Below are 26943 nucleotides of genomic sequence, written 5' to 3'. Positions count from 1 at the left end.
CCCTTCCACCAGGGACGATCGGCTGCCGTACGGGCTCTCGCGAGGGGATCGGGGGCGGTCGGGCGCAAACCTCCGTCTCAGATAGTAGGAAGTCCGAGTAATTGTGGAGACAGACCGGCCGGGCTGCCCTAGCTTTGTAGGAGCCGAACGTCTCGCTGGAACCAGCGACTGGCGGTCCTGAGCGCGCGCCCCGTGCAGGCAACCCCTGCGGCGCCCGCCTCCGCCCCTTCCGGCACCTCGAAATCCTGATCTCGAAATCGCCCTCACGCTTTTTCGATCTCGAAATCCTCGCGATCTCAAGGAGTCGATCCACCATGGCCCAGACGACCGTCCGCCGCGTCCGCCGTACCCACCGCCCGACCGAGTCGGAGCGCCAGAACGCCGCCGCCGCCCTGCAGCGGGCCCTCGACCGCCGGGACAACGGCGGCTCCACGGGCCACTGACACCGGCTTGCTGACACCGGCTTCCGGCACCGGTCCGCGGGGACCGGCCGCCGACCGCCGCTGATCGCCGTCGACCGACCGGCCTCGGGGGCCGGTCGGCTTTCCGGGCCGGCCGCCGGAGCGGGTGCAGCCCCGCCGCGGGCCGGTCCCGGTGCCGGGTGCCGACCGGACCGTCACCGCCCCGCCGGGTGGCCGAACGGTGCACGCACAGCTCCCCGTTCGTCCATATGGTGGACGTCGTATGTCATGAGGTGGGACGGGCAGTAAGGTGCGGACATGTCTCGCAGCATCAATCTCGCAGTGATCCCCGGTGACGGAATCGGCCAGGAGGTCGTGGCCCAGGGCCTCAAGGTTCTCAGGGCCGTGCTTCCGCAGGACGTGAAGCTGGAGACCAAGGAGTACGACCTTGGTGCCCGGCGCTGGCACCGCACCGGAGAAACCCTCCCGGACGCGGAGCTCGAAGCCCTCAAGGGGCACGACGCCATCCTGCTCGGCGCGATCGGCGACCCCTCCGTGCCGTCCGGGGTCCTGGAGCGCGGGCTCCTGCTGAAGCTGCGGTTCGCCTTCGACCACTTCATCAACCTGAGGCCGTCGAAGCTCTTCCCGAACACCGCGACCCCGCTGGCCGGCCGCCCGGACATCGACTTCGTCGTCGTCCGGGAGGGCACCGAGGGCCCGTACACGGGCAACGGCGGCTCGCTGCGCACCGGCACCCCGGCCGAGGTCGCCACCGAGGTCAGCGTCAACACCGCGTACGGCGTCGAGCGCGTCGTCCGTGACGCGTTCGAGCGGGCGAACGCCCGCCCGCGCAAGAAGCTGACGCTGGTTCACAAGAACAACGTCCTGGTGTACGCGGGCCACATGTGGAAGAACATCTTCGACCGCGTCGCGACCGAGTACCCCGAGGTCACCACGGACTACCTGCACGTCGACGCGGCGACGATCTTCTTCGTCACCCAGCCGGAACGCTTCGACGTCATCGTCACCGACAACCTCTTCGGCGACATCCTCACCGACCTGGCCGCCGCCGTGACCGGTGGCATCGGCCTGGCCGCGTCCGGCAACATCAACCCGACGGGCGCCTTCCCGTCGATGTTCGAACCGGTCCACGGCTCCGCCCCCGACATCGCGGGGCAGGGCAAGGCCGACCCGACCGCCACGATCCTCTCCGTCGCCCTCCTGCTGCGCCACCTCGGGCACGAGGCCGAGGCCGTGCGCATCGAGGACGCCGTCTCCGCCGACCTCGCGGAGCGCGACGGCACGGCCCGTACGACCGACCGGATCGGTGACGAGCTCGCGGTACGCGTAGCGGGCTGACCCGACGACTCCACTCACGAGGCCGCCGGGTGGCGACAGCACCCGGCGGCTTCTCCTGTGCGGCCCCCGGGTGCCACCATCGACCACTGGACCGCATTCGCGTCATTTCGTGCCAGGCTGCCCCGGAGCGATAATCGAACGGGGCCGCGGCTCGTACTGAAGCTCGGACGTCCTAGTACCTGCCCGGCGGGAGAGGCGTGAGCGCGGTCCCACACACACAACAGGTGAAGGACACGCACTCATGACGACGCCCACGATCGAGCTCAAGCCCTCCGCGAACCCGCTGTCCGACGCGGAGCGCGAGGCCAGCATGGTCAACCCCGGATTCGGCCGCCGCTTCACCGACCACATGGTGACGATCCGGTGGACCGAGGGCCGCGGCTGGCACGACGGCCAGCTCATCCCCTACGGCCCGCTCGCGCTCGACCCCGCGACCACCGTGTTCCACTACGCGCAGGAGATCTTCGAGGGTCTCAAGGCGTACCGCCGGCCCGACGGCAGTGTCGCCACCTTCCGTCCCGAGGCCAACGCCCGGCGCTTCCAGGCGTCGGCGCGCCGCCTGGCCATGCCGGAGCTGCCCGTCGAGACCTTCATCGAGGCGTGCGACCTGCTGGTCCGGCAGGACAACGCCTGGGTTCCCCCGCACGGCGGCGAGGAGTCCCTCTACCTGCGCCCGTTCATGATCGCGACCGAGGTCGGCCTCGGGGTGAAGCCCGCCAACGAGTACCTGTTCGTGGTGATCGCCTCGCCCGCCGGCGCGTACTTCCCCGGCGGTGTGAAGCCCGTCTCCATCTGGCTCTCCGAGAACCGGGTGCGCGCCGTCCCCGGCGGCGTGGGCGACGCCAAGACCGGCGGCAACTACGCCGCGTCCCTCCTCGCCCAGGCCGAGGCCAGTGCCAAGGGCTGCGACCAGGTCGCCTACCTCGACGCGGTCGAGCACAAGTGGGTCGAGGAACTCGGCGGCATGAACCTGTACTTCGTGTACGGGAACAGGATCGTCACCCCGGCGCTGACCGGCTCCCTGCTCGCCGGCGTCACCCGTGACTCGCTGCTCCAGGTCGCCCGCGACCTCGGCTACGAGTCCGAGGAGGGCCGCGTCTCCATCGACCAGTGGCGCGACGACACCGCGAACGGCACCCTCACCGAGGTCTTCGCCTGCGGCACCGCGGCCGTCATCACCCCCGTCGGCACCGTCAAGTGCGAGAGCGGCGAGTGGGTCCAGAGCGGGGGCGAGCCCGGCGAGGTCACGATGAAGCTGCGCGAGCGGCTGCTGGACATCCAGCGCGGGGTCGTCGAGGACACCCACGGCTGGATGCACCCGCTCGGCTGAGGAAACCCCGGCCGTCCGGCCGGAGCCGCGCACGACGCACACGCACAGGGCCGCGCCCGGCCGTCCGCCGGGCGCGGCCCTGTGCGTTCCCGGGGCGCGGGGCCGTCAGGGGGTGCCGGGAACGGCGGCCCCGTGCGAGGCGTCGGCGGCCGGTGGTTCCCGCGTGCGATGCGGGCGGCGTCCGGCTGTGACGGGGGCGACATCCGTCATTGTTGGAGCAGCACTCTAACCCCGGGTTAGAGTGCTGCTCTAACCGGAAGGTGTGGAGACGTGCGACTGACCCCTACGGAACGCGACCGGCTGCTGCTCTTCGGCGCGGCCGAACTGGCCAGGGCCCGCCGCGCCCGGGGGCTGAAGCTCAACGTCCCCGAGGCGACCGCGCTGATCGCGGACACGGTCTGCGAGGCCGCCCGGGACGGACTCCGGCTGGCGGAGGCCATCGAGGCCGCCCGCTCGGTGCTCGGCCCGGACGACGTGCTGCCCGGCGTGGCCGACGTCGTCACCGAGGTCCACGTGGAGGCCGTCTTCGACGACGGCTCGCGGCTCGCCGTGGTCTCCGCCCCGCTGGGCGGGAGCCTCGGCGACCGGGCACCGGGGGCCGTCCTCCCCGGACCCGCCGGGCCCGAGCCGGAGCCCGCCGTGCGGCTGGACGTCCGCAACACCGCGACCGTGCCGGTCTCCGTGACCTCGCACTACCACTTCTTCGAGGCCAACCCGCGGCTCGACTTCGACCGCTCGGCCGCGTACGGGATGCGGCTGTGCGTCCCCGCCGGGTCCTCGGTCCGCTTCGGGCCGGGGGAGTCGGTCGAGGTGGGGCTCGTGCCCATCGGCGGCGACCGGATCGCGATCGGCTTCGCCGGGCTGGTCGACGGCCCGCTCGACGCGCCCGGCGCGAGGGAAGAGGCCCTGCGGCGCGCCGCGGCCTGCGGATACCTGGGAGCAGGACGATGAGCATCGACCCGTACGAGTACGCCTCCGTGCACGGCCCGCGCGCCGGGGACCGGGTCAGGCTCGGTGACAGCGGGCTGACCGTCCGCGTCGAGTCCGACGCGCAGGCGTACGGCGAGGAGTTCCTCGCCGGATTCGGCAAGACTGCCCGCGACGGACTGCACCTCAAGGCCGCCGCCGTCCGCGACACCTGCGACGTCGTCATCAGCAACGTGCTGGTCATCGACGCCGTGCAGGGCATCCGCAAGGTCTCGATCGGCATCCGCGAGGGCCGGATCTCGGCGATCGGCCGGGCCGGCAACCCCGACACCCTCGACGGGGTGGACGTCGTCGTCGGCACGGGCACGACGATCGTCTCCGGCGAGGGCATGATCGCGACGGCGGGCGCCGTCGACACCCACGTCCACCTGCTCTCGCCGCGGATCATGGAGGCGTCGCTCGCCTCCGGCGTCACCACGATCATCGGCCAGGAGTTCGGCCCGGTCTGGGGCGTCGGCGTCAACTCGCCCTGGGCGCTGCGCCACGCCTTCAACGCCTTCGACGCCTGGCCGGTCAACATCGGTTTCCTGGGCCGCGGTTCCTCCTCCCACGGGGCGCCGCTGGTCGAGGCGCTCGCTGAGGGCGGGGCCTGCGGCTTCAAGGTCCACGAGGACATGGGCGCCCACACCCGCGCCCTGGACACCGCGCTGCGGGTCGCCGAGGAGCACGACGTCCAGGTCGCCCTGCACAGCGACGGGCTGAACGAGTGCCTGTCGGTCGAGGACACCCTGCGCGTCCTGGAGGGCCGCACGATCCACGCCTTCCACATCGAGGGCTGCGGCGGCGGACACGTCCCCAACGTCCTGAAGATGGCCGGCGTGCCGAACGTCATCGGCTCGTCCACCAACCCGACCCTGCCCTTCGGCCGGGACGCCGTCGCCGAGCACTACGGGATGATCGTCTCCGTCCACGACCTCAAGACGGACCTGCCGGGCGACGCCGCCATGGCCCGCGACCGCATCCGCGCCGGGACGATGGGCGCCGAGGACGTACTGCACGACCTGGGCGCCATCGGCATCACCTCCTCCGACGCCCAGGGCATGGGCCGGGCCGGCGAGACGGTGCGCCGCACCTTCGCCATGGCCGGGAAGATGAAGGCCGAGCTCGGCCCGATGGACGGCGACGGCCCCGACGACGACAACGCCCGGGTGCTGCGCTACATCGCCAAGCTCACCATCAACCCCGCCATCGCCCACGGCCTCGCGCACGAGGTCGGCTCCATCGAGACCGGCAAGATGGCCGACATCGTGCTGTGGCGACCCGAGTTCTTCGGCGCCAAGCCGCAGCTGGTGCTCAAGGCGGGCTTCCCCGCGTACGGCGTCACCGGCGACCCGAACGCCGCCACCGACACCTGCGAACCGCTCGTGCTCGGACCGCAGTTCGGGGCGTACGGGGCGACCGCCGCCGACCTCTCCGTCGCCTTCGTGTCCCAGGCCGCGACCCAGCTGGGCGCGGACTCGATGCCCACCCGCCGGCGCCGCGTCGGGGTGCGCGGCACCCGGGGCATCGGCCCCGGCGACCTCGTGCACAACTCCCGCACCGGAGAGGTCACCGTGGACGCCCGCAGCGGCCTGGTCGCCCTGGACGGCGACCCGCTGCGCTCCGAGCCCGCCGACTCCGTCTCCCTCAACCGCCTCTACTTCCTCTGACACCCCTTCAGGACGCCTCATGACCTTCCGCATGCCGCCCGAGTGGGCCCCGCACGAACGCACCTGGATGGCCTGGCCCGGCCCCAACCCCACCTTCGACACCGACGCCGAACTGACCGCGGCCCGCGAGGCATGGGCCACCGTGGCCCGCGCCGTCCGCCGCTTCGAACCCGTCACGATGGTCGTCGGCCCCGGCCAGGAGGACGGCGCCCGCGCCCTCCTCGGCCCGGACGTCGAGCTCGCCGTCCGCCCCCTGGACGACGCCTGGATGCGGGACATCGGCCCCACCTTCGTCACCGACGGGCGGCAACTGGCCGCCGTGGACTGGACGTTCAACGGCTGGGGCGCCCAGGGCTGGGCCCGCTGGGAGCACGACCGGCACATCGCCCGCTCCGTCGCCGAACTCGCCGACGTGCCCGTGCACGGCTCCCGCCTGGTCAACGAGGGCGGCGCCATCCACGTCGACGGCGAGGGCACCGTCCTGCTCACCGAGACCGTCCAGCTCGGCAAGGAGCGCAACCCCGACTGGCCCCGCGAGCAGGTCGAGTCCGAGATCCACGCCCGGCTCGGCACCGAGAAGGCCATCTGGCTGCCGCGCGGACTGTCCGGCGACTACGGCACGTACGGCACCCTCGGCCACGTCGACATCGTCGCCGCGTTCGCCCGTCCCGGCACCGTCGTCGTCCACGTCCAGCCCGACCCGGCCCACCCCGACCACGAGATCACCCGCGAGACCGTCCGCATCCTGCGCGCGGCCACCGACGCCCGGGGCCGCTCCCTGGAGGTCGTCGAGGTCAAGGCGCCCACCGTGCTGAAGGCCGACGGGGAGTGGGTCGACTACTCCTACATCAACCACTACCTCTGCAACGGCGGCGTCGTCCTGTGCGCCTTCGACGACCCGCGCGACAAGGAGGCGGCGGAGATCTTCGGTGAACTCTTCCCCGACCGTACGGTGACGCTCGTCGACGCCCGTACCATCTTTGCCGGCGGTGGAGGCATCCACTGCATCACACAGCAGCAGCCGAAGGTCTGAAACGTGCCCCCCGCGCCACGCCGTCGCAACACCGCCCCGCCCCGTGAGGAACTGCTGGCCGCAGCCATGGCCACCATCGCCGAACGGGGGCTCGACGGCCTCACCATGGCCGGACTCGGCCGCGAGGTCGGCATGAGCAGCGGACACCTCCTCTACTACTTCCGCACCAAGGACGAGCTGCTGCTCCAGACCCTGGAGTGGAGCGAGGGACGGCTCGGCGAGCGGCGGCGCGCCCTGCTCGCGGGGCGGGTGACGGCCCGCGAACGGCTCGACGGGTACATCGACCTGTACCTCCCCGACGGCGACCACGACCCGCACTGGACGCTCTGGCTGGAGGTGTGGAACCGCTCGCGGGACGCGGACGACGACGCGCGCGCCCGGCAGGCCGCCATCGAGGACGCCTGGCACCACGACCTGGTGGCCCTGGTGCGGGAGGGCGTCGCGGGCGGCGAGTTCCGCGCCGTCGACGCCGAACGGTTCGCGACCCGGCTGCGCGCGCTGCTCGACGGCTTCAGCGTCCACGTCGCGGTCGGCATACCCGGCACCGGACGTTCCCGGGTCCTCGCCGAGGCGGAGGAGTTCGTCGAGGAGTCGCTCGCGGCCCGTTAGGGCGTGCTCCGAAAGCCCCGCCCGGCGGCGCGGCCGTACCCCCACCGTGAACGAAACGCACGTAAGTACGCGCGATCGTTGCCCGTTGCGCCCTTGTTGTGTTCCCGCCCGGTCGGGCACGGTGGCGGACCATGGGACGAGAGCAGTGGAAGAAGATCTGGGTCGGCTCGGCCGGCAACATGGTCGAGTGGTTCGACTGGTTCGTGTACGCCACCTTCGCGGTCTACTTCGCGGATTCGTTCTTCCCCGAGGGCAACGAGACCGCCAACCTGATGAACACCATGGGCATCTTCGCCGTCGGCTTCTTCATGCGGCCGGTCGGCGGCTGGCTGCTCGGCCGGATCGGTGACCGCAAGGGGCGCAAGGCCGCGCTCACCCTCACCGTCACCCTCATGTCGGCCTCCGCGATCCTCATCGCCATCGCGCCGACGTACGACGTCGCGGGATACGGCGGCGTCGCCGTCCTGCTGGTGGCCCGGCTGCTCCAGGGCCTGTCCGTCGGGGGCGAGTACGCCGCCAGCGCCACCTACCTCACCGAGGCGTCGGCCCCCGAACGGCGCGGCTTCGCCTCCAGCTTCCAGTACGTGTCCATGACCGCGGGACAGCTGGTCGGCCTCGGCCTCCAGATCGTCCTGCAGCGCAACATGTCCGAGGCGGCCCTGCACGACTGGGGCTGGCGCATCCCGTTCGTCGTCGGCGCGCTCGGCGCCGGAATCGTCTTCTACCTGCGCCGCAACATGCTGGAGACCGAGGTCTACGCGGAGTCCGGCGCCGCCGACCAGGAGGACCGGGGCACCCTGAAGGCGCTGTGGCAGCACAGGCGCGAGGCGTTCCTCGTGATGGCGCTGACCATGGGCGGGACCGTCGCCTACTACACGTACACGACCTACCTCACCAAGTTCCTCTCCAAGAGCGCGGGCATGGAGAAGTCCACCGCCTCGCTCGTCAGCTTCTGCGCGCTGTTCGTCTTCATGTGCCTCCAGCCGCTGGCCGGGATGCTCTCGGACCGGATCGGCCGCCGCCCGCTGCTGATCGGCTTCGCCATCGGTTCCACCTTCCTGACCGTGCCGATCATGACCATGCTCAAGCACGCGGGCACCTTCTGGCCGGCCTTCGGGCTGGCGCTGCTCGCCCTGGTGATCGTCACCGGCTACACCTCGATCAACGCCTGTGTGAAGGCGGAGCTGTTCCCGACCGGCATCCGCGCCCTGGGCGTCGCCCTCCCGTACGCCCTGGCCAACGCGCTCTTCGGCGGCACCGCCGAGTACGTGGCGCTCTGGTTCAAGAAGGCGGGCATCGAGTCCGGCTTCTACTGGTACGTGGCGGGCTGCGCCGCGGTCTCCCTGGTGGTCTACCTGACCATGCGCGAGACCCGCAACATCGACCTGGGCCGGATCGGCACCAAGGACGCGGACCGGGGCGGCGCACGGAAGTCCGCAGCGGCCGGCGCCACGCCCGCGCCCTGACGGGGACGAGCGGCGTCACGTCCGAGTCCTGACCGGGACGAGCGGCGCGCCCGCATCCTGAGACGGGGAAGGGCACGGAGGCGGCCCTGTGCAAGACTGCCTCCGTGCCTTCGTCCGTCATGATTATCGGCAGCAGGCGCGCCGGTCCGCAGTGACCGCCCCGCATCATCACGTGCGGCGCGGCCACCGTGCCCCAGACCCGCGCGCAGACCTCTCGCACCCGCGAGGGGTTTTTTCGTTTTCCGGCCCTCACCTCGGCCGGGGCGAGGCGCACGCGGGATGATGGGGGCAAGTGGAGCCAGATAGTCCGGATCCGCTCATCCGACAGGAGTCAGACCAGCATGACCACCAAGGCCAAGGCCACCGACGACAGCTTCCACGTCTTCGACACCACACTGCGCGACGGGGCCCAGCGTGAAGGCATCAACCTGACGGTCGCGGACAAGCTGACCATCGCCCGGCACCTGGACGACTTCGGCGTCGGCTTCATCGAGGGCGGCTGGCCCGGCGCCAACCCCCGCGACACCGAGTTCTTCGCCCGCGCGCGGCAGGAGATCCAGTTCGAGAACGCCGAACTGGTCGCCTTCGGCGCCACCCGCAGGGCCGGTGGCAGGGCCGCCGAGGACCCCCAGGTCAAGGCGCTGCTGGAATCCGGCGCCCCGGTGATCACGCTGGTCGCCAAGTCCCACGACCGCCACGTGGAACTCGCGCTGCGCACCACGCTGGAGGAGAACCTGGAGATGGTCCGCGACACCGTCTCCTTCCTCCGGGAGCGGGGCCGCCGGGTCTTCGTCGACTGCGAGCACTTCTTCGACGGCTACCGCGCCAACGCCGAGTACGCCAAGGCGGTCGTCCGCGCCGCCGCCGAGTCGGGCGCCGACGTCGTCATCCTCTGCGACACCAACGGCGGCATGCTCCCCGCCCAGATCCACGCGGTCGTCTCCACCGTCCTCGCCGACACCGGCGCCCGGCTCGGCATCCACGCCCAGGACGACACCGGCTGCGCCGTCGCCAACACCCTCGCCGCCGTCGACGCGGGCGCCACGCACGTCCAGTGCACCGCCAACGGCTACGGCGAACGGGTCGGCAACGCCAACCTCTTCCCCGTCGTCGCCGCGCTGGAACTCAAGTACGGCAAGAGCGTCCTCCCCGAGGGCTCCCTCGCCGACATGACCCGCGTCTCGCACGCCATCGCCGAGGTCGTCAACCTGACGCCCTCCACCCACCAGCCCTATGTGGGTGTTTCCGCCTTCGCCCACAAGGCCGGACTGCACGCCTCCGCGATCAAGGTCGACCCCGACCTGTACCAGCACATCGACCCCGCCCTGGTCGGCAACACGATGCGGATGCTCGTCTCCGACATGGCGGGCCGCGCCTCCATCGAGCTCAAGGGCAAGGAGCTCGGCATCGACCTCGGCGGCGACCGCGAGCTCGTCGGCCGGGTCGTGGAGCGGGTCAAGGAGCGCGAGCTCAAGGGCTACACCTACGAGGCCGCCGACGCCTCCTTCGAACTGCTGCTGCGCGCCGAGGCCGAGGGCCGACCCCGCCGCTACTTCCGCACCGAGTCCTGGCGCGCCATCGTCGAGAACCGCCCCGACGGCACGCACGCCAACGAGGCGACCGTGAAGCTCTGGGCCAAGGGCGAGCGGATCGTCGCCACCGCCGAGGGCAACGGCCCGGTCAACGCCCTCGACCGGGCGCTGCGGGTCGCCCTCGAACGGCTCCACCCGCAGCTCGCCAAGCTGGAGCTGACCGACTACAAGGTCCGCATCCTGGAGGGCCGCACCGGCACCGAGTCCACCACCCGCGTCCTCATCACCACGGCCGACGGCAACGGCGAATGGTCCACGGTCGGCGTCGCCGACAACGTCATCGCCGCGTCCTGGCAGGCATTGGAGGACGCGTACACCTACGGCCTCCTGCGGGCCGGCGTCGAGCCGACGGAGTAACCGCCGGGCACGCCCCCGCGCGTCGCCCGGCGGCGCGCGGGGCCCCTCGGGGAGGGGTGGGGCTACCCCATGACCTCGCGGGCCGCGTCGAGGAACACCGACCGGTTGATCTCCAGGAGGTCCCGCAGGCTCTCGCCGTCGCCGTCGGGCAGTCCGTGCCACACGGTCCGGTTGAGGTCGAGGAAGTGCGCGTGCGCGACCTCGTGCACGGATGCCGGGAACTGGACACGCAGGAGCCGGTCGGCGACCCAGAACCGGGACATGACGTCCCGGGTCGTGAGGTACCAGTCGTCGGTCTCCTCCCACTCGGACGGCCGGGTGTACGCGCAGCGCTCCGCCTCCGCCGAGACCTCGATGAATCGCTCCAGCAGCGCCAGCCGTTCCGCGCGCCGGGTCTCCGACAGCGCGATCCGCTGTCGTTGCTGCTCGGCGCGTTCCGCCGACCGCTGGGTCCGGTGCTGGACGAGGTAGGACAGCACGCCGCCGAGGACGACGCCGCCCAACGATATGAGTGACACCCAGACTTGACCTGTCATGGCGATCATCGTTCCACGGCCCGGTTCCCTGACCCGGACCCCCGGACGGGGCCGACGGCGCCGTCCGGGCGGACGCGACATGAGTGAACTGCCCCTGCGCGGCCACGTCAAGAGGGAGTGTTGTGTTCACGAGTCGAACGCACAACTCGCCCCGCCTGCAAGGGAAATGGGTCCGGACCAATTTCGGCGTGAAGTGTTGACGGCACTGTTCCGGCGGGGTTAACTCACGCCGCAACGCCGGTACCGGTTCCGGAACCGGTACCGGAACCGGTTCCGACTCCCCGTCCCGTCCCGCCCGGAGGCCCTGGATGCGTGTCACCATCGCCGATGTCGCCCGCGAGGCCGGGGTCAGCAAGACGACCGTGTCCCGGGTGGTCAACGCCAAGGGCGAGGTGGACGGAACCACGGCCGCCCGCGTTCGTGAAGTGATCGCACAGCTCGGCTATGTACCCAGCTCGGGCGCGGTCGGACTGGCCCGCGGCAGCAGCCGTACGGTCGGCATGCTGGTGCCCTCGCTCACCTGGCCGTGGATGGGCGAGGTGCTCCAGGGCGTCGTCGACACCGTCGAGGCCGCCGACCACGGGCTGCTGCTCTTCACCTGCAACCGGGGCGCCGAATCCGTACGGCGCTTCACCGACCAGGTGTCGGCGCGCGCCTTCGACGGGCTCCTGGTGGTCGAACCCGAGAACACCCTCGACCACCTCACCGCACTGCACCGGGGCGGCCTGCCGATCGTGCTCATCGACGACCGCGGCCACCACCCCGAGTTCCCCTCCGTCGTGACCACCAACCGCGAAGGAGGCGCGTCCGCGGCCCGGCACCTGCTGGCCGCCGGGCGCTCCCGGCCCCTGGTCGTCACGGGGCCCCGGCACTTCGGCTGCGTGCGCGACCGGCTGGACGGGTTCCGCGCGGTCCTGCCCACCGGTCTCGTCGCCGACGGGGACTTCACCGAAGGCTGCGGCCGGGCGGCGGTGGAGCAACTCCTCGCCACCGGAACGGAGTTCGACTCGGTCTTCGCGCACAACGACATCAGTGCGGCGGGGGCGCTGCGGGCGCTGCGCGCGGCCGGGCGCTCCGTGCCCGACGACATCGCCGTGGTCGGCTTCGACGACATCCCGATGGCCGAACACACCGAACCACCACTGACCACCGTGCGCCAGCCCACCCGGAAGATGGGTGAGACGGCCGCACGGCTGCTGCTCGACCGCCTCGGCGGCGCGCCCGCGCCCGACGCTCCGGTCGTGCTGCCCACCGAACTGGTCGTGCGCCACTCGGCGCCGTAGCGGTACGGCCGGTTCCGCCGGCCGCCCGGTCCTCCGTACGCCCCCCCCGAAGCACTCCGCACGTACCGGAGTGCCCGAACGCACCCCGAAGCACCTGTACGTACGCACCCCGAAGCACCCGTACGCACCCCGAAGCACTCCGCACGTCCTCCGAACCTTCCGAACCTCCCTCCTGGAGTCGCCATGTCCGCACGACGTCACGCCGTTCTGAGAGCGCTCTCGATCGCCACCGCCACGGTCGCGCTCGCCGCCGGTTGCTCGTCCGCCAACTCGGGTGCCGGCAAAGGGGGCGGCGCGTCCGGCGTGCTGACCCTGGGCAAGCCCGACGGTCCGCAGACCGACAACAGCAACCCGTTTTTGAGCACCTCGGCGGGTGCCACGCTCGGCTACCGGTTCATGATCTACGAGCCGCTCGCCATGACGAACCAGATCAAGCCCGCGGACAGGGCCACCCCCTGGCTGGCGACCGACTGGAAGTGGGAGTCCAACTTCACCAAGGTCACCTTCACCCTCGACCCCAGGGCCAAGTGGGCCGACGGCAAGCCGCTGACCGCCGACGACGTCGCGTACACCTTCGAACTCCTGAAGAAGCACCCGGCGCTGAACGGCAACGGCATCCCGTTCGACGGGATCACGGTGCGGGGCAAGGCGGTCGAGCTGACCTTCAAGGAGTCCCAGTACGTCAACCAGAACAAGATCACCCAGCAGTTCGTGGTGCCCAAGCACATCTGGGAGGGCGTCGAGAACCCCGAGACCTGGCCCAACCGCACCCCGGTCGGCTCGGGCCCGTACGAGCTCAAGACGTTCACCCCGCAGACCACGACACTGACCGCCACGCCCGCGTACTGGAAGGGCGCCACCGAGGTCAAGGAGCTGCGCTACACCGCGTACAACGACAACAGCGCCGCGACCACGGCCCTGGCGGGCGGCAAGGTCGAGTGGTCGTTCGTCTTCATGCCGAACCACAAGCAGCTGTTCGTCGCCAAGGACCCCGAGAACCACAAGCTGTGGTTCCCCTCCGGTCTCGGCATCCACGGACTCTGGTTCAACACCACCCGCAAGCCGCTCGACAACCCGGCGCTGCGCAGGGCCATGGCGATGGTCGTCGACCGGAAGGCGATCCACACCCAGGCCCAGGCGACGCTCTACCCGGAGATCACCAACCCGACCGGCATCCCGCTGCCCGCCGGTGAGTCCTTCCTCGCCCCCGCGTACAAGAACGCCACCACGAAGCCGGACATCGCCGGAGCCAGGAAGGTCCTCGCCGACGCCGGGTTCGAGCTGAGCGGCGGGGTGCTGAAGGACCCGGACGGCAAGCCGGTGAAGCTCACCTTCACCGACCCGGCCGGCTGGAACGACTACATCACCGGGCTCGCGATCATCAAGGACGACATCAAGCAGCTCGGCATCGAGGCCGAGGTCAAGACGCAGACCGCCGAGGCGTGGGGCGCGGACGTGGCCAACGGCAACTTCGACGCCACCCTGCACTGGACCAACAGCGGCGCCACCCCGTACGACATGTACCAGAACATCATGGACGGCGCGCTCCTCCAGCCCGTCGGCAAGGCGTCCCAGCTCGGCAACTTCGGCCGGTTCGAGAACGACGGGGCGACCGCGGCGCTCAAGGACTTCGCCACCGCCACCGAGGAGTCCGCCCGCACCACGGCCATGAACACCCTCCAGAAGATCATGGTCGAGCAGGCGCCGATGATCCCCACGGCCGCCGCCCCCATCGGGGCCGAGTACTCCACGAAGAACTGGGTGGGCTGGCCCACCGAGGCCGACCCGTACGCCCCGCCGCAGCACACGCAGCCCACCGCGCTGCAGATCGTGCTGAAGCTGAAGCCCGCCAAGTAGGGCCGGGGACAAGGAGATACGGAACACGGAACACGGGACACAGGGACCGGCCATGTCGAATCAGCCCGCACCGAATCAGCCCGCACCGAATCACATCGTGCTCGAAGCACGCTCAGTCACCAAGCACTTCCCCGTGCGCCGCACCGCGCGCGACCTCCTCGCACGCCGGCGCCGCACCGTCCACGCCGTCGACGACGTCTCGCTGGAGCTGCGGCGCGGCACCGTCACGGCACTGGTGGGGGAGTCCGGCTCCGGCAAGTCCACCGTCGCCCGGCTGCTCGCCCAGTTGTACCCGCTCACCGGGGGCGAGATCCGGCTGGACGGCACGGCGGTGAAGGCCGGGCGCGGCCGGTCCTTCCGGGACTACGTACGCCGGGTCCAGCTCATCTTCCAGGACCCGTTCGCCTCGCTGAACCCGGTGCACACCGTGCGCTACCACCTCACCCGGTCCCTGCGCATCCACGGCCGGGCGGGCAGCGGCGAGGCGGAGCTGGAGCGGAACCTGACCGCCCTGCTGGACCGGGTCCAGCTGACCCCCGCCCACCAGTACCTGGACAGGTTCCCGCACGAGCTGTCGGGCGGGCAGCGCCAGCGCGTGGCCATCGCCCGCGCGCTCGGCACCGACCCGCAGGTCCTGCTCGCCGACGAGCCCGTCTCGATGCTGGACGTCTCGATCCGGCTCGGGGTGCTCAACCTGCTGGCGGACCTCAAGGACCGGCTGCGCCTGGCGATCCTCTACATCACCCACGACATCGCGTCCGCCCGGTACTTCGCGGACACCACACTGGTCATGTACGCGGGCCGGATCGTCGAGGGCGGCGACAGCGAGACCGTCACCCAGCACCCCGCCCACCCCTACACCCAGCTCCTCATCGCCTCCGCGCCCGACCCCGACCGGGTCGTCGCCGGGGCGGACCAGGAGGAGGCCGGGAGCGGCGAACCGCCCTCGCTCATATCCCCGCCCACGGGCTGCCGCTTCCACCCCCGCTGCCCGAAGGCCATGGAACGCTGCCGCGCCGAACGGCCCCCGCGCTTCGACCTGGCCGACGGGCAGTGGGCGGCCTGCTGGCTGTACGAGGACGGCGCGCCCGAGGCCAAGAGCGAGACCGAAGCAGAAACCGGCGCCGGCACCGGCGGCGCGCTCCGGAAGGAGGCCGCGAAGTGAAGTACCTCCTGAAGCGGCTCGCGTTCTACCTGGTCACCGCCTGGGCCGCGATCACCGTCAATTTCCTGATCCCGCGCCTGATGCCGGGCGACCCGGTCCAGGCGCTGCTCGCCCGCTTCCAGGGCCAGCTCGACACCGACGCCGTGAACTCCCTCAAGGCGCTCTTCGGCCTCGACCGGGACCAGTCGCTCTGGCAGCAGTACACCGACTACTGGGCGCACCTGCTCGACGGCGACCTCGGCCTGTCCTTCACCTTCTTCCCGACACCGGTCGGCGAGGTGATCGCCCAGTCGCTGCCGTGGACGCTCGCACTCGTCGGCATCACCACCCTGATCAGCTTTCTGCTCGGCACCGGCATCGGCATCCTCACCGGCTGGCGGCGCGGCTCCTGGCTGGACGGGCTGCTGCCCGTCACCACCTTCATCTCGGCCATCCCGTACTTCTGGCTCGGCCTCATCGCCATCGCGTTGTTCGCCGTGAAGTGGCCGCTCTTCCCGGCCGCCGGGGGCTACGACAACTCGCTCGTGCCCGCCTTCGACTGGCCGTTCGTCTCCAGCGCGCTGTACCACGGGGTGCTGCCCGGCCTCACCATCGTGCTCAGCGCCGTGGCCGGCTGGATCCTCGGCATGCGGAACATGATGGTGACGGTGTCCTCCGAGGACTACGTCATGGTCGCCCAGGCCAAGGGGCTCTCCGAGCGCCGGGTGATGTTCGGCTACGCCGCGCGCAACGCGATCCTCCCCAACATCTCCGGCTTCGCCCTCTCGCTGGGCTTCATCGTCGGCGGCACGCTGCTGGTGGAGATGGTCTTCTCCTACCCCGGCATCGGCTACCAGCTCTTCCAGGGTGTGGGCGCCAAGGACTACCCCCTGATGCAGGGCGTCTTCCTGATCATCACGCTCTCCGTCCTCGCGGCGAACCTCCTCGCCGACGTCATCTACATGGCCCTCGACCCCCGTACCCGAAGGGAGGCCTAGGGACATGACCGCCCCCACCGCAGAGGCCACCACCGCGGCCGACGCGCCCGCGCCCCCGTCCGCACCCCCGGCCCCCGGCCGGCGCGGGCTGCGCTTCCTGCGCGGCCGCAAGACCGCCGTCGGCCTCGGCATCCTCGCCTTCTTCGCCGTGCTCGCGGTCGTCGGACCGTGGATCGCGCCGTACGACCCCGGCGCCATGAGCGACCGGCTGCTCCAACCGCCCTCCGCCGACCACTGGTTCGGCACCACGCAGACCGGCCAGGACGTGTTCTCGCAGATCCTCGTCGGCACCCGGGGCGTGCTCGTCGTCGGCTTCGTCGCCGGGACGCTCGCGACGATCCTCTCCGTACTGATCGGGGTCAGCGCCGGTTTCCTCGGCGGCACGGCCGACGAACTGCTCTCGCTGCTCTCCAACGTCTTCCTGGTCATCCCGGGGCTGCCGCTGATCATCATCATCGCCAGCTTCGTCTCCGACGCGGGCGACCTGCTCATCGCCACCGTCATCGCCCTCACCTCCTGGGCATGGGGCGCACGGGTGCTGCGCGCCCAGACGCTGTCGCTGCGGCGCCGGGACTACGTCGAGGCGGCCCGCGCCACCGGCGAGCCGACCTGGCGGATCATCCTCTTCGAGGTCCTGCCGAACCTGACGGCCGTCATCGCCTCCGGCTTCGTCGGCACGGTCGTCTTCGCGATCCTCTCCGAGATCACGCTCGCCTTCATCGGCGTCGCCGACATCTCCGACTGGAACTGGGGGACCGTCCTGTTCTGGGCGCAGTCCAACCAGGCCCTGGCCCAGGGCGCGTGGTGGTGGTTCGTGCCGGCCGGGGTCTGCATCGCCCTGCTCGGCATGTCGCTCGCCCTGATCAACTTCGGCATCGACGAGTTCGTCAACCCGCGCCTGCGCACGGAGACCGGCACGTCCGGGAAGGTCCGGATGCGGGTCGGCTTCACCCCCGTGGTGCGTACCCCCGCGGCGCATACCCCTGCGGCACCCGGAGCCGGTACGCACGACAAGGAGACCCGCTCATGAGCAGCAGCAGCGAGCCCGTCCTCACCGTCCGCGGACTGAACGTGGACTACGGAACCGGGGACGGCGCCGTGCACGCGCTGCGCGACATCGACCTCACCCTGCACCGGGGCGAGGTCCTGGGCCTGGCGGGGGAGTCCGGGTCCGGCAAGTCGACGCTCGCGTACGCCGTCACCCGGCTGCTCCAGCCGCCCGGGGTGATCACCGGCGGCGAGGTCCACCACCACCGGCGCGACGGCGGGGTGCTCGACCTGCTGTCCCTGTCGCCCGCCGGGCTGCGGGCCTTCCGCTGGCAGGAGCTGTCGATCGTCTTCCAGGGCGCGATGAACTCGCTCAACCCGGTGCACACCGTGCACAGCCAGCTCACCGATGTGCTCCGGGCCCACCGCCCGCACATGAAACGGCCCGAACGCACCGCCCGCGCCAAGGAGTTGCTGGCCCTCGTCGGCATCTCCGCCGACCGGCTCGCCGCCTACCCGCACCAGCTCTCCGGCGGCATGCGACAGCGCGTGATGATCGCGATGGCGCTCGCGCTGGAACCAGAGATCGTCATCATGGACGAGCCGACCACCGCGCTGGACGTCGTGATGCAGCGCCAGATCCTGCGTCAACTGGTCGCGCTCCGCGAGCGGCTGGGCTTCTCCGTCGTCTTCATCACCCACGACATCTCCCTGCTGATCGAGTTCTCCGACCGGATCGCGATCATGTACGGCGGCCGGATCGTCGAGGAGGCCGCGGCCCCGGAGATCTACCGGGACCCGCGCCACCCCTACAGCGACGGCCTGCTGCACTCCTTCCCCGCCCTGCACGGCCCGCGCCGCGAACTCACCGGCATCCCCGGGTCGCCCCCGCACCTGTCCGCGATGCCGGCCGGCTGCGCCTTCCACCCCCGCTGCGACAGGGCGGTCGACGCCTGCGCCACCCGCGTCCCGGTGCTCGCCGCGCCGGACGGGGACGGGGCGCGCACGGTGGCCTGCTGGCTCCACCCGCCGGCCCCCGTCCCGGCCGCAGCAGCGACATCCCGCCCGTAGCGCCCCTCCCACACCACAGGAGACCCATGAACCCCGTCACTTCCCGGAACCAGGCGTACGCGCGCGAGATCGCCGCCCGCGCCGTGCCCGGCCTGCCCGCCGACTTCCGCTGGGGCGTCGCCACCGCCGCCTACCAGATCGAGGGGGCCGCCGCCGAGGACGGCCGCACCCCGTCCATCTGGGACACCTACTGCAGGGTGCCCGGCATGGTCGTCCGCGGCGAGAACGGCGACGTGGCCTGCGACCACTACCACCGGATGCCCGAGGACGTACGGCTGATCGCGGACCTGGGCGTCGACACGTACCGCTTCTCGCTGGCCTGGCCGCGCATCCAGCCGGGCGGCCGGGGCCCGGCCAACGCGAAGGGCCTGGACTTCTACAAGCGCCTGCTCGACGAGCTGGAGGCCAGGGACGTCACCCCCTGGATCACCCTCTACCACTGGGACCTCCCGCAGGAGCTGGAGGACGCGGGCGGCTGGCCGGCCCGGGACACCGCGTACCGCTTCGCCGAGTACGCAGCCCTCGCCCACGACGCGTTCGGCGACCGGGTGAAGCACTGGACCACGCTGAACGAACCCTGGTGCTCGGCCATGCTCGGCTACGCCCACGGCAACCAGGCACCCGGCCGGAAGGACTTCGGCGCCGCCGTCCGCGCCGTCCACCACCTCCTCCTCGGCCACGGCCTCGCCGCCCGGCACATCCGCGGGACGGCCGCCGCCCGCGGCGACGCACTCGAACTCGGCATCACGCTCAACCTCGGCACCGCCACCCCCGAGACCGGCAGCCACGAGGACGCCGAGGCCTGCCGCCGCGCCGACGGAATGGGCCGCCGCCTCTACCTCGACCCGCTGGTCAAGGGCGTCTACCCCGAGGACGTCGTCGCCGACCTCGCCCTGCAGGGCGTCGCGCTCCCGGTGGAGGAGGGCGACCTGGAGGTCATCTCCACCCCGCTCGACGTCCTCGGCGTCAACTTCTACCGCGGCGCCCTCTTCTCCGGGGTCACCGAGGACGGCTCCCCGGTGGACGCCGACGGGCTGCCCGTCACCCGCGGCGTGGAGCGCGACCTGCCGCGCACCGCGATGGACTGGGAGATCACCCCCACCGCCCTCACCGACCTGCTGGTCGGCCTGGAGGCGGACTACGGGCTCCCGACCGTCGTCACCGAGAACGGCGCCGCGTTCGACGACACCGTCGCCGAGGACGGCCGGATCCACGACGCCGACCGCACCACCTACCTCGCCGACCACATCGACGCCGTGGCCGCGGCCCGCGCCGCCGGGGCCGACGTGCGGGGCTACTTCGCCTGGTCGCTGATGGACAACTTCGAATGGTCCTACGGCTACGACAAGAGGTTCGGCATCGTCCGCGTCGACTACGACACCCAGGAGCGGACCCCCAAGGACAGCGCCCTGTGGTACCGCGACACCATCCGCCTCACCCGGAACACCGACCACGACTGACACCGGACAGCTCATGGCCGGGTGCCCCTTCGCGAGGGCGGCCCGGCGGGCAGGTCGCGGAACCGGCGGCCCGGACGACGGCGCACGAATGCCCCGTCCGGGTTAGCTTCGAAGTATGCGGAACAGAAGGTTCCCGTCCCTGTCGGCCGGTCTGCTGCTGACCCTCGCGGCGGCCGTCCTCGGCACGGCACCCGGTACGCCCGCGACGACCGGTGCCGCCGAGGCCGGCTCCGCCGCGGCCGGCACGTCCGCCGTCGGCTCCGCCACCGCCCGCGCCACCACGATCGACGAGGTCGCGCGGGCGCTGCGCAGGAGCCCGGTGTACGTCGACCCGGCCGCGGCCGGCCAGCTCTCCCCGGCACAGGCCGCCGCGCTCACGAAGAAGATCGAGGACGCCGACAAACCGGTGTTCGTGGCGGTACTGCCCCGGACCGCGGCGTTCCCCGAACAGGACCTGCTGGCCACCCTGCGCACCGACACCGGAATCACCGGTGTCTACGCAGTCCGCCTCGGCGACGCGTTCGACGCGGGCGCCGACCCGCAGGTGATGCCCACCCGGGCGGTCGACAACCTCACCGCGGCGGTGAAGGCGCCCGGCACGGCCACCGACGCCGCGACCCAGCTGAACGCCTTCGTCGACCGGGCCGTCGAACAGGCCCGCGGCAGCGCCCCCGCCTCCTGGGGCGGCTCGTCCGACGGTGGCGGAGGCCCGTCGTCCACCACCGCGCTGATCGTGGCCGGCGGCATCCTGGTGCTGGGCGGCGGCACGGCCTACGGAGTCGTCCGCCGCAACCGCAGGCGCAAGGAGGAAGAGGAACGCGCCGCCCTCGACAAGCTCCGGGTCGTCGTGGACGAGGACATCACCGCGTACGGCGAGACCCTGGACCGGCTCGACTTCCACCCCGCGGAACCGGGCGCCGACGACACCATGCGCGCGGACTACGAACGGGCACTGGACTCCTACGAGACCGCGAAGTCCCGCATGGCCGGGGCCCGCCACCCGTCCGACGTGCGCGAGGTCACCCGGGCCCTGGAGGACGGCCGGTTCTCCCTGGCCGTCCTGGAGGCCCGCCGCGCCGGCCGCGAGCCGCCCGCCCGCCGCCCGCCGTGTTTCTTCGACCCGCGCCACGGCCCCTCGGTCGCCGACGTCCGGTGGTCCCCGGCCGGCGGCACGGCCCGCGAGATCCCGGTCTGCGCGGTGGACGCGACCAGGCTGCGCGCGGGCGAGGAACCCCTCGGCCGCACCGTCGACACCGGGGACGGCCGACGTCGCCCGTACTGGGAGGCTGGCCCGGCGTACGGCCCCTGGGCGGGCGGCTACTTCGGCGGCGGGCTGCTCCCCGGACTGCTCGTCGGCACGATGCTCGGTTCCATGCTGTCGACCCCGGCGTACGCGGCGGAGTACGGCGGCGGCGACTTCGGCCCCGGCGACTGGAGCGGCGGTGACTTCTCCGGAGCGGACTTCGATTCCTCGGGCTTCGACGGCGGGGGCTTCGACGGCGGCGGATTCGGCGGCGGCGACTTCGGGGGAGGCGGGGGCTTCGACGGCGGCGGGTTCTGAGCCCCCGGCGGCGGCCTCTCGTGCGGATGTGATTCGTGCTAGACCTGAAGTTATGTCTGGTATCGGCCGATTCCGGGCGTGGCCGGGACGGTCCGTCCGGCAATCGCATCGGCATGAGGGGGAACGCCCGGCACGAGCCGCTTCCACGTCGGCCGGACGGAACCCGGCCCGTCGCCCCCGGGGCGGTGAGCTGCGTTCGCTGTTCACCGTGCGCACCGTGGCCGGCCAGGTCTTCTGCCTCGTGCTCGTGCTCGTCCTGCTGCTCGTCACCGCGGGCACGGTCGCCCTGTTCGTGGAGGGCCGCAGGGACAGCATGGACCAGGCCCGCGCCCGCACCATGAGCGTCGCCGGGACCTTCGCCAACTCGCCGGGCATCGTGCCCGCCCTGGAGAGCGCGCACCCCACCGCGCTCCTGCAGCCGCGCGCCGAGAAGATCCGCGAGCAGACCCACGTGGACTCCGTCGTCGTCGCCGACACGCACGGCATCCGCTACACCCACCCCGACCCCGCCCTGATCGGGAAGCACATCGTGGGCCCGTACGACGAGGCGCTGGCCGGGCAGAGCTACACCCGGACCTTCACCGGCTCCCAGGGGCCCGCGGTCAGCTCAGTGGTGCCCGTGGAACGGCCCGACGGCTCGGTCGTCGGCCTGGTGGCGGTGGCCATCACGGTCGAGACGGTGAACAGCGCGGCGGACCGTTCCATCCCGCCGAGCGTGGCGGTCGCGGTGGTCGCCCTCGCCCTCACCACGGGCGCCGCCGCCCTGGTCAGCAGGCGGCTGCGGCGCCAGACCCACGGGCTCGAACCGGCCGAGATGACCCGTATGTACGAACACCACGACGCGGTGTTGCACGCGGTCCGCGAGGGCGTCCTCATCATCGGGCCCGACCACCGGCTGAACCTCGCCAACGACGAGGCCCGCCGCCTGCTCGGCCTGCCCCCGGACGCCGAGGGCCGGGCGGTCGCGGACCTCGGCCTCGCCCCCGGGACGGCGGCCCTGTTCGCCTCCGGCAGGAGCGTCAGCGACGAGGTGCTGCGTTCCGGCAACCGGCTGCTGGCCGTGAACCTGCGCCCGACCGGCGAGCGCGGCGGCCCGCCCGGCACGGTGGTGACCCTGCGGGACACCACCGAACTGCGCGCGGTGACGGGCCAGGCGGAGTCCGTGACCGAGCGGCTGCTGCTCCTCTACGAGGCGAGCGCCCGGATCGGCACCACCCTGGACGTGACCCGGACGGCCCAGGAGCTGGCTGACGTGGCCACACCCGGCTTCGCCGACGCCACGACCGTGGACCTGGTCGGACCGGTGCCGCCGGGGGAGGACCCGGTGGTGTCGGACGACGGCGGGCTGGAGATGCGGCGCACCGCCATCGCGGCCCCCGAGGCGGGCCGGCCCCTGTATCCGCTCGACCGGAAGGTCGGCTTCGTACCCTCCCGGACCAGGGCCGTGCACGTACGGATCGACTCGGAGAACCTGGAGCAGGAGGTCATCACCCGGATCGGGCGGCGGTACTGGGACCCCGAGCGGCTCAGGGGCCTCCTGGACCACGGGTTCCACTCGATGATCTCCGTACCGCTGCACGCGCGCGGGGTCGTCCTGGGGCTGGTGAACTTCTGGCGGCTGGGCGACTCGGAGCGGTTCGACGACGACGACCTGTCCTTCGCCGAGGAACTGGTGGCCCGTGCGGCCGTCAGCGTGGACAACGCCCGCCGCTACACCCGCGAGCACGAGATGGCCGTGACACTGCAGCGCAACCTGCTGCCGCGCGGCGTGCCGGACCAGAACGCCCTCGACGTCGCCCACCGCTACCTCCCGGCGAGGGCCGGGGTGGGCGGCGACTGGTACGACGTGATCCCGCTGTCCGGCGCCCGGGTCGCGCTGGTCGTCGGCGACGTGGTCGGGCACGGGGTGCACGCCGCGGCCACCATGGGGCGGCTGCGCACCGGCATCCACAACTTCTCCGCGCTGGACCTCGCTCCCGACGAGCTGCTCGGCCACCTCGACGAGCTGGTCGGCCGGATCGACCGGGAGGAGGCCGACGGCGGTGTCGAGATCACCGGGGCCACCTGTCTGTACGCGATCTACGACGGTGTGTCCGGGAACTGTGCGGTGGCCGGGGCGGGCCACCCCGGACCGATACTGGTGCTGCCCGACGGCACCGTCGAGTGTCCCGAAGTCCCGGCCGGACTCCCGCTCGGCGTCGGTGGCATGCCCTTCGAGGCGGCCGAGTTCCACGTGCCGGAGGGCAGTCGTCTGGTGCTCTACACGGACGGCCTGGTCGAGGGGCGGGGGCGGGACATCGAGACCGGCCTGGAGCTGCTGCGCGACTGCCTCGCCGGCCGCGACCGGACGCCCGAGCAGACCTGCGACGACGTGCTGTCCGCGATGCTGCCCGAGCAGCCGGGCGACGACGTCGCCCTGCTCGTGGCCCGTACCCACGTCCTCGACCCGGAGCAGGTCGCGCGGTGGGCGGTGGCCACCGACCCGGCGGCCGTCGCCGGGGTGCGCAAGAAGGTCGCCCAGTGGCTCGCCGACCGGGGCCTGTACGAGGAGGCGTTCACCACCGAACTGATCCTCAGCGAACTGGTCACCAACGCGGTGCGCTACGGCGAGGGCCCGATCGAGGTGCGCCTGCTGTACGACCGCAACCTGATCTGCGAGGTCTCCGACACCAGCAGCACCGCCCCGCACCTGCGGTACGCGGCGACGACGGACGAGGGCGGCCGGGGCCTGTTCCTCGTCGCCCAGTTCGCCGAACGCTGGGGCACCCGCTACACGGAGAACGGCAAGGTCATCTGGTCGGAGCAGGCGGTCGGCGAATCGGACGGGGAGGGCCCGGTGGGGGCGGGTCTGTTCGGCGACGACCTGTTCGGCGCCGACGTGCCGGACGACGACGCCCCCGACGACGGCACACGCGGCGACGGCACGCGTGGTGACGACGCGAGCGGTGACGGCACGCGTGGTGACGGCACGCTCGGCGGCGGCGTGCTCAGCGGCGGGCCCTCGGGTCGTCCGGATCCTCGGTGATCCGCACCTCCTGGGGCGCGTCCCGGGGAAAGGTCCAGATCCGGCCGGAGGTGTTGACCGCGGTCACCGCGGTGTCGTCCAGGGTGACGTCACGGAACGGGTTGGACCAGCTGGAGACGGCGAGCCACTCCAGGGTGCCCCCGTCGCCGTCGTCCCGGGTCAGCGCGACCCAGCCGATGGACCCGTGATTGGCCGACTCCCCGGCCCAGGCCCGGCCTCCGGCATGGGCGTGCGTGGCGAGCGCGGAGTCGACCTCCACCCAGCTGTCGGCACTCCACTCGGTGGCGTGCAGGCTCTCGGTCCAGTGCCACTCCTCGGCCCCCGGGCCGTCGGGCAGGTCGGGCGACCGCAGGCACAGCAGGTTCATCACCCGGAGGGAGCCGTCGGCGAACACGATGAAGTCCCCGTCGGGCCCCTCCCGGGCACGCCATCGCCGGTGCACTTCCCGGGCCATGGCCGACGTGGCCGAAACGTCCATGCGCGGCATTGTGGCACGGCGTGCCGGAACGCCGAGCGCCCGCCTCCCGCCCCGGTGGGGGAGGGAAGGGCGGGCGCGCTCGGGCCGGTGCCGTGCGGCGGGGGCGTCAGGCCTGCGGTGCGGCGGCCTTGATGGCGGAGATGTCGAAGGTGAGCTTGACCTTGTCGCTGACCATCACGCCACCGGTCTCCAGCGCCGCGTTCCAGGTCAGGCCCCAGTCGGAGCGCAGGATGGTCGCGCTGCCCTCGAAGCCGACGCGCTCGTTGCCGTAGACGTCGGTGGCGGAGCCGTTGAACTCCAGGTCGATGGAGAGCGGGCGCGTGACGTCCTTGATCGTGAGGTCGCCGGTGACGCGGTAGTCGTCGCCGCCGAGCTGCTCGGCACGCGTGGAGCGGAACGTCATGAGGGGGAACTTCTCGGCGTCGAAGAAGTCGCCGCTGACCAGGTGGGCGTCGCGGTCGGTGATGCCGGTGTCGACGCTGGCGATCCGGACGTCGATCGAGGCGGTGGAGTTCGCCGGGTCGGAGCCGTCCAGCTTCAGGGTGCCCTCGTGGTCGCCGAAGGTGCCGCGGACGTTGGTGACCATGGCGTGGCGCACGGTGAAGCCGATGCTGCTGTGGGCCGGGTCGATCGTGTAGTCACCGGTCAGGGCGGCCAGCGCCGGGTCCACGGCGGGGGCGACGGCGGTGGTGGCAGCGGCGTTGTTGTTCTTGCGGTTGAACAGAGCCATGGCTCCTCCTCGGGGGGACGTGATCGAGCTGGGGAACGCGATCGAGCGGGGGTCGAAGTTGTTGTTTAACCTTCAACGAGATCGACTGTAGCGGTATCTAGTTCAAAGTTCAACATCTGAGGGCGGGTGATTCCGGATCGACGTGCCCGGGGGGTGTGCCCGAGGTGGCCGCGGCCCCTGCGTCCGTGCGGCCGTGAACGGCGTCGGAACGGCGGATCAACTCCCGTCCGATCCCTGCTCCCCTCTGGCGGACGCGCGTAGAGCTCGGGCAGTATCTGCATGTCTTTGTTTGTCATGAGCAGGAGGAGTCCCCCCATGGTGTCCCGTATGACACTGCGCCCCGCCCTGACTGCCCTCGCCCTCGTCCTCGGCGTGCTCTTCGCCCCGGGTGTCGGCGTCCTCGGCAGCGGCGCCACCCAGGCCCACGCCGTCACCAAGCTCACCCACTCCCAGGCCACCGCCCGGTTCAGTTCCTCCGGGATCACCTGGTCCTCGTCCGGCGGCTGCTCCAACCGCAACGTCGCGACCTGCACCTCGTTCGACCAGCTCAACCTGGCCACCGCCCAGGGCGCCCAGACCCTCAAGAGCGCCACGGGCTGCGCGCTGAACATCACCGGCGGCACCGAGACCGGGCACGCCAGTGGCACGTACTCGCACTGGAACGGCTACAAGCTCGACTTCGCCAAGTCGACCTGCCTCACGAACTACGTCCACAACACCTTCACCTACATCGGGGTGCGTGGCGACGGTGCTCCCCAGTACAAGGCGGGCTCCGGCAACATCTACGCCGACGAGGGCAACCACTGGGACGTGACGTACTACAACTGCGGCGGCTGCTGACCTCCGCGCCGCACACGCTCGTCCGGGTGCCCCCGTTCCGCCGGAACGGGGGCACCCGCACGCGGTCGTGATCATGTCGGCAACGAGCCGGGGGCGAAGACTGCCAGGTCCGGGCAGTGCACCGGGCGCCGCCCCCTGGCATGATCCCTCGCCGCCGGACAGCACGCGACGGTACGGATCAGGCGCACCG

Annotated in this window: 22 protein-coding genes; 19 read left to right on the top strand and 3 right to left on the bottom strand. The window is 71.7% G+C overall.

The window, feature by feature from the left end:
- Positions 1-314: 314 nt before the first annotated feature.
- The 9 genes from ABZZ04_RS24145 to cimA all read left to right on the top strand — a co-directional run bounded on the left by ABZZ04_RS24145 (position 315) and on the right by cimA (position 10783).
- Entirely contained in the window at positions 315-443 is a 129-nt protein-coding gene (locus tag ABZZ04_RS24145; protein WP_262376265.1) for a hypothetical protein, read from the top strand.
- A gap of 276 nt (positions 444-719) precedes the next feature.
- A complete protein-coding gene (locus ABZZ04_RS24140) occupies positions 720-1760 on the top strand; it encodes a 3-isopropylmalate dehydrogenase (protein ID WP_356934274.1) in 1041 nt (346 codons plus the stop codon).
- Between the two features lie 241 nt (positions 1761-2001).
- Complete coding sequence (locus ABZZ04_RS24135) at positions 2002-3090, top strand: branched-chain amino acid aminotransferase (protein ID WP_356934273.1); 1089 nt, start codon at positions 2002-2004, stop codon at positions 3088-3090.
- Between the two features lie 270 nt (positions 3091-3360).
- Positions 3361-4041, top strand: coding sequence for an urease subunit gamma (ureA, locus tag ABZZ04_RS24130; protein ID WP_356934272.1), 681 nt, complete (start codon positions 3361-3363; stop codon positions 4039-4041).
- Positions 4038-5726 carry an urease subunit alpha gene (locus ABZZ04_RS24125; RefSeq protein ID WP_356934271.1) on the top strand — a complete coding sequence of 563 codons (1689 nt, stop codon included), beginning with the start codon at positions 4038-4040 and terminating at the stop codon, positions 5724-5726. The genes ureA and ABZZ04_RS24125 overlap by 4 nt, the downstream gene beginning before the upstream one ends.
- 19 nt (positions 5727-5745) lie before the next feature.
- Positions 5746-6759: an agmatine deiminase family protein gene (locus ABZZ04_RS24120; RefSeq protein WP_356934270.1), complete on the top strand. Its 1014-nt coding sequence runs from the start codon at positions 5746-5748 to the stop codon at positions 6757-6759.
- Positions 6760-6762: 3 nt separating this feature from the next.
- Positions 6763-7368 (top strand): TetR/AcrR family transcriptional regulator, encoded by a 606-nt coding sequence (locus ABZZ04_RS24115; RefSeq protein WP_356934269.1) that lies wholly within the window; start codon positions 6763-6765, stop codon positions 7366-7368.
- Between the two features lie 131 nt (positions 7369-7499).
- Positions 7500-8834, top strand: a complete 1335-nt coding sequence (locus ABZZ04_RS24110) for an MFS transporter (RefSeq protein ID WP_356934268.1) — start codon at positions 7500-7502, stop codon at positions 8832-8834.
- Positions 8835-9175: 341 nt separating this feature from the next.
- The gene (gene cimA, locus ABZZ04_RS24105) at positions 9176-10783 is read left to right on the top strand and encodes a citramalate synthase (protein ID WP_356934267.1); all 1608 of its coding nucleotides are present in this window, start codon (positions 9176-9178) and stop codon (positions 10781-10783) included.
- 62 nt (positions 10784-10845) lie between these two features.
- On the opposite strand, the gene ABZZ04_RS24100 is transcribed toward cimA, so the two are convergent.
- The gene (locus ABZZ04_RS24100) at positions 10846-11328 is read right to left on the bottom strand and encodes a hypothetical protein (protein ID WP_351835574.1); all 483 of its coding nucleotides are present in this window, start codon (positions 11326-11328) and stop codon (positions 10846-10848) included.
- A gap of 299 nt (positions 11329-11627) precedes the next feature.
- Between ABZZ04_RS24100 and ABZZ04_RS24095 the strand changes: the two genes are divergently transcribed.
- The 9 genes from ABZZ04_RS24095 to ABZZ04_RS24055 all read left to right on the top strand — a co-directional run bounded on the left by ABZZ04_RS24095 (position 11628) and on the right by ABZZ04_RS24055 (position 24705).
- Complete coding sequence (locus tag ABZZ04_RS24095) at positions 11628-12602, top strand: LacI family DNA-binding transcriptional regulator (RefSeq protein WP_356934266.1); 975 nt, start codon at positions 11628-11630, stop codon at positions 12600-12602.
- Positions 12603-12785: 183 nt separating this feature from the next.
- Positions 12786-14459, top strand: coding sequence for an ABC transporter substrate-binding protein (locus ABZZ04_RS24090; RefSeq protein WP_356934265.1), 1674 nt, complete (start codon positions 12786-12788; stop codon positions 14457-14459).
- Between the two features lie 52 nt (positions 14460-14511).
- Complete coding sequence (locus tag ABZZ04_RS24085) at positions 14512-15624, top strand: ABC transporter ATP-binding protein (RefSeq protein ID WP_356934264.1); 1113 nt, start codon at positions 14512-14514, stop codon at positions 15622-15624.
- A complete protein-coding gene (locus ABZZ04_RS24080) occupies positions 15621-16601 on the top strand; it encodes an ABC transporter permease (RefSeq protein ID WP_356934263.1) in 981 nt (326 codons plus the stop codon). Before ABZZ04_RS24085 ends, ABZZ04_RS24080 begins: the two co-directional genes overlap by 4 nt.
- 4 nt (positions 16602-16605) lie before the next feature.
- Positions 16606-17631, top strand: a complete 1026-nt coding sequence (locus ABZZ04_RS24075) for an ABC transporter permease (protein WP_356934262.1) — start codon at positions 16606-16608, stop codon at positions 17629-17631.
- Positions 17628-18659 (top strand): ABC transporter ATP-binding protein, encoded by a 1032-nt coding sequence (locus ABZZ04_RS24070; RefSeq protein ID WP_356934261.1) that lies wholly within the window; start codon positions 17628-17630, stop codon positions 18657-18659. Before ABZZ04_RS24075 ends, ABZZ04_RS24070 begins: the two co-directional genes overlap by 4 nt.
- A 26-nt stretch (positions 18660-18685) precedes the next feature.
- Complete coding sequence (locus ABZZ04_RS24065; protein ID WP_356934260.1) at positions 18686-20119, top strand: GH1 family beta-glucosidase; 1434 nt, start codon at positions 18686-18688, stop codon at positions 20117-20119.
- A gap of 115 nt (positions 20120-20234) precedes the next feature.
- Entirely contained in the window at positions 20235-21680 is a 1446-nt protein-coding gene (locus tag ABZZ04_RS24060; RefSeq protein WP_356934259.1) for a hypothetical protein, read from the top strand.
- Positions 21681-21897: 217 nt separating this feature from the next.
- The gene (locus tag ABZZ04_RS24055; protein ID WP_356934335.1) at positions 21898-24705 is read left to right on the top strand and encodes a SpoIIE family protein phosphatase; all 2808 of its coding nucleotides are present in this window, start codon (positions 21898-21900) and stop codon (positions 24703-24705) included.
- On the opposite strand, the gene ABZZ04_RS24050 is transcribed toward ABZZ04_RS24055, so the two are convergent.
- The gene (locus ABZZ04_RS24050; protein ID WP_356934258.1) at positions 24668-25183 is read right to left on the bottom strand and encodes a hypothetical protein; all 516 of its coding nucleotides are present in this window, start codon (positions 25181-25183) and stop codon (positions 24668-24670) included. The two genes, ABZZ04_RS24055 and ABZZ04_RS24050, sit on opposite strands and share 38 nt — an antisense overlap.
- 106 nt (positions 25184-25289) lie before the next feature.
- Entirely contained in the window at positions 25290-25913 is a 624-nt protein-coding gene (locus ABZZ04_RS24045) for a YceI family protein (RefSeq protein WP_356934257.1), read from the bottom strand.
- A 315-nt stretch (positions 25914-26228) separates the two neighbouring features.
- On the opposite strand from ABZZ04_RS24045, the gene ABZZ04_RS24040 reads away from it, so the two are divergent.
- On the top strand, positions 26229-26753 hold the full coding sequence (locus ABZZ04_RS24040; RefSeq protein WP_356934256.1) for a hypothetical protein: 525 nt from the start codon (positions 26229-26231) through the stop codon (positions 26751-26753).
- Positions 26754-26943: the final 190 nt, after the last annotated feature.

The sequence above is a fragment of the Streptomyces sp. NPDC006435 genome, from assembly GCF_040612315.1.
GTDB lineage: Bacteria > Actinomycetota > Actinomycetes > Streptomycetales > Streptomycetaceae > Streptomyces.
Note: the sequence above shows the minus strand (reverse complement) of the source record. Positions and strands in the feature narration are given on the sequence as shown.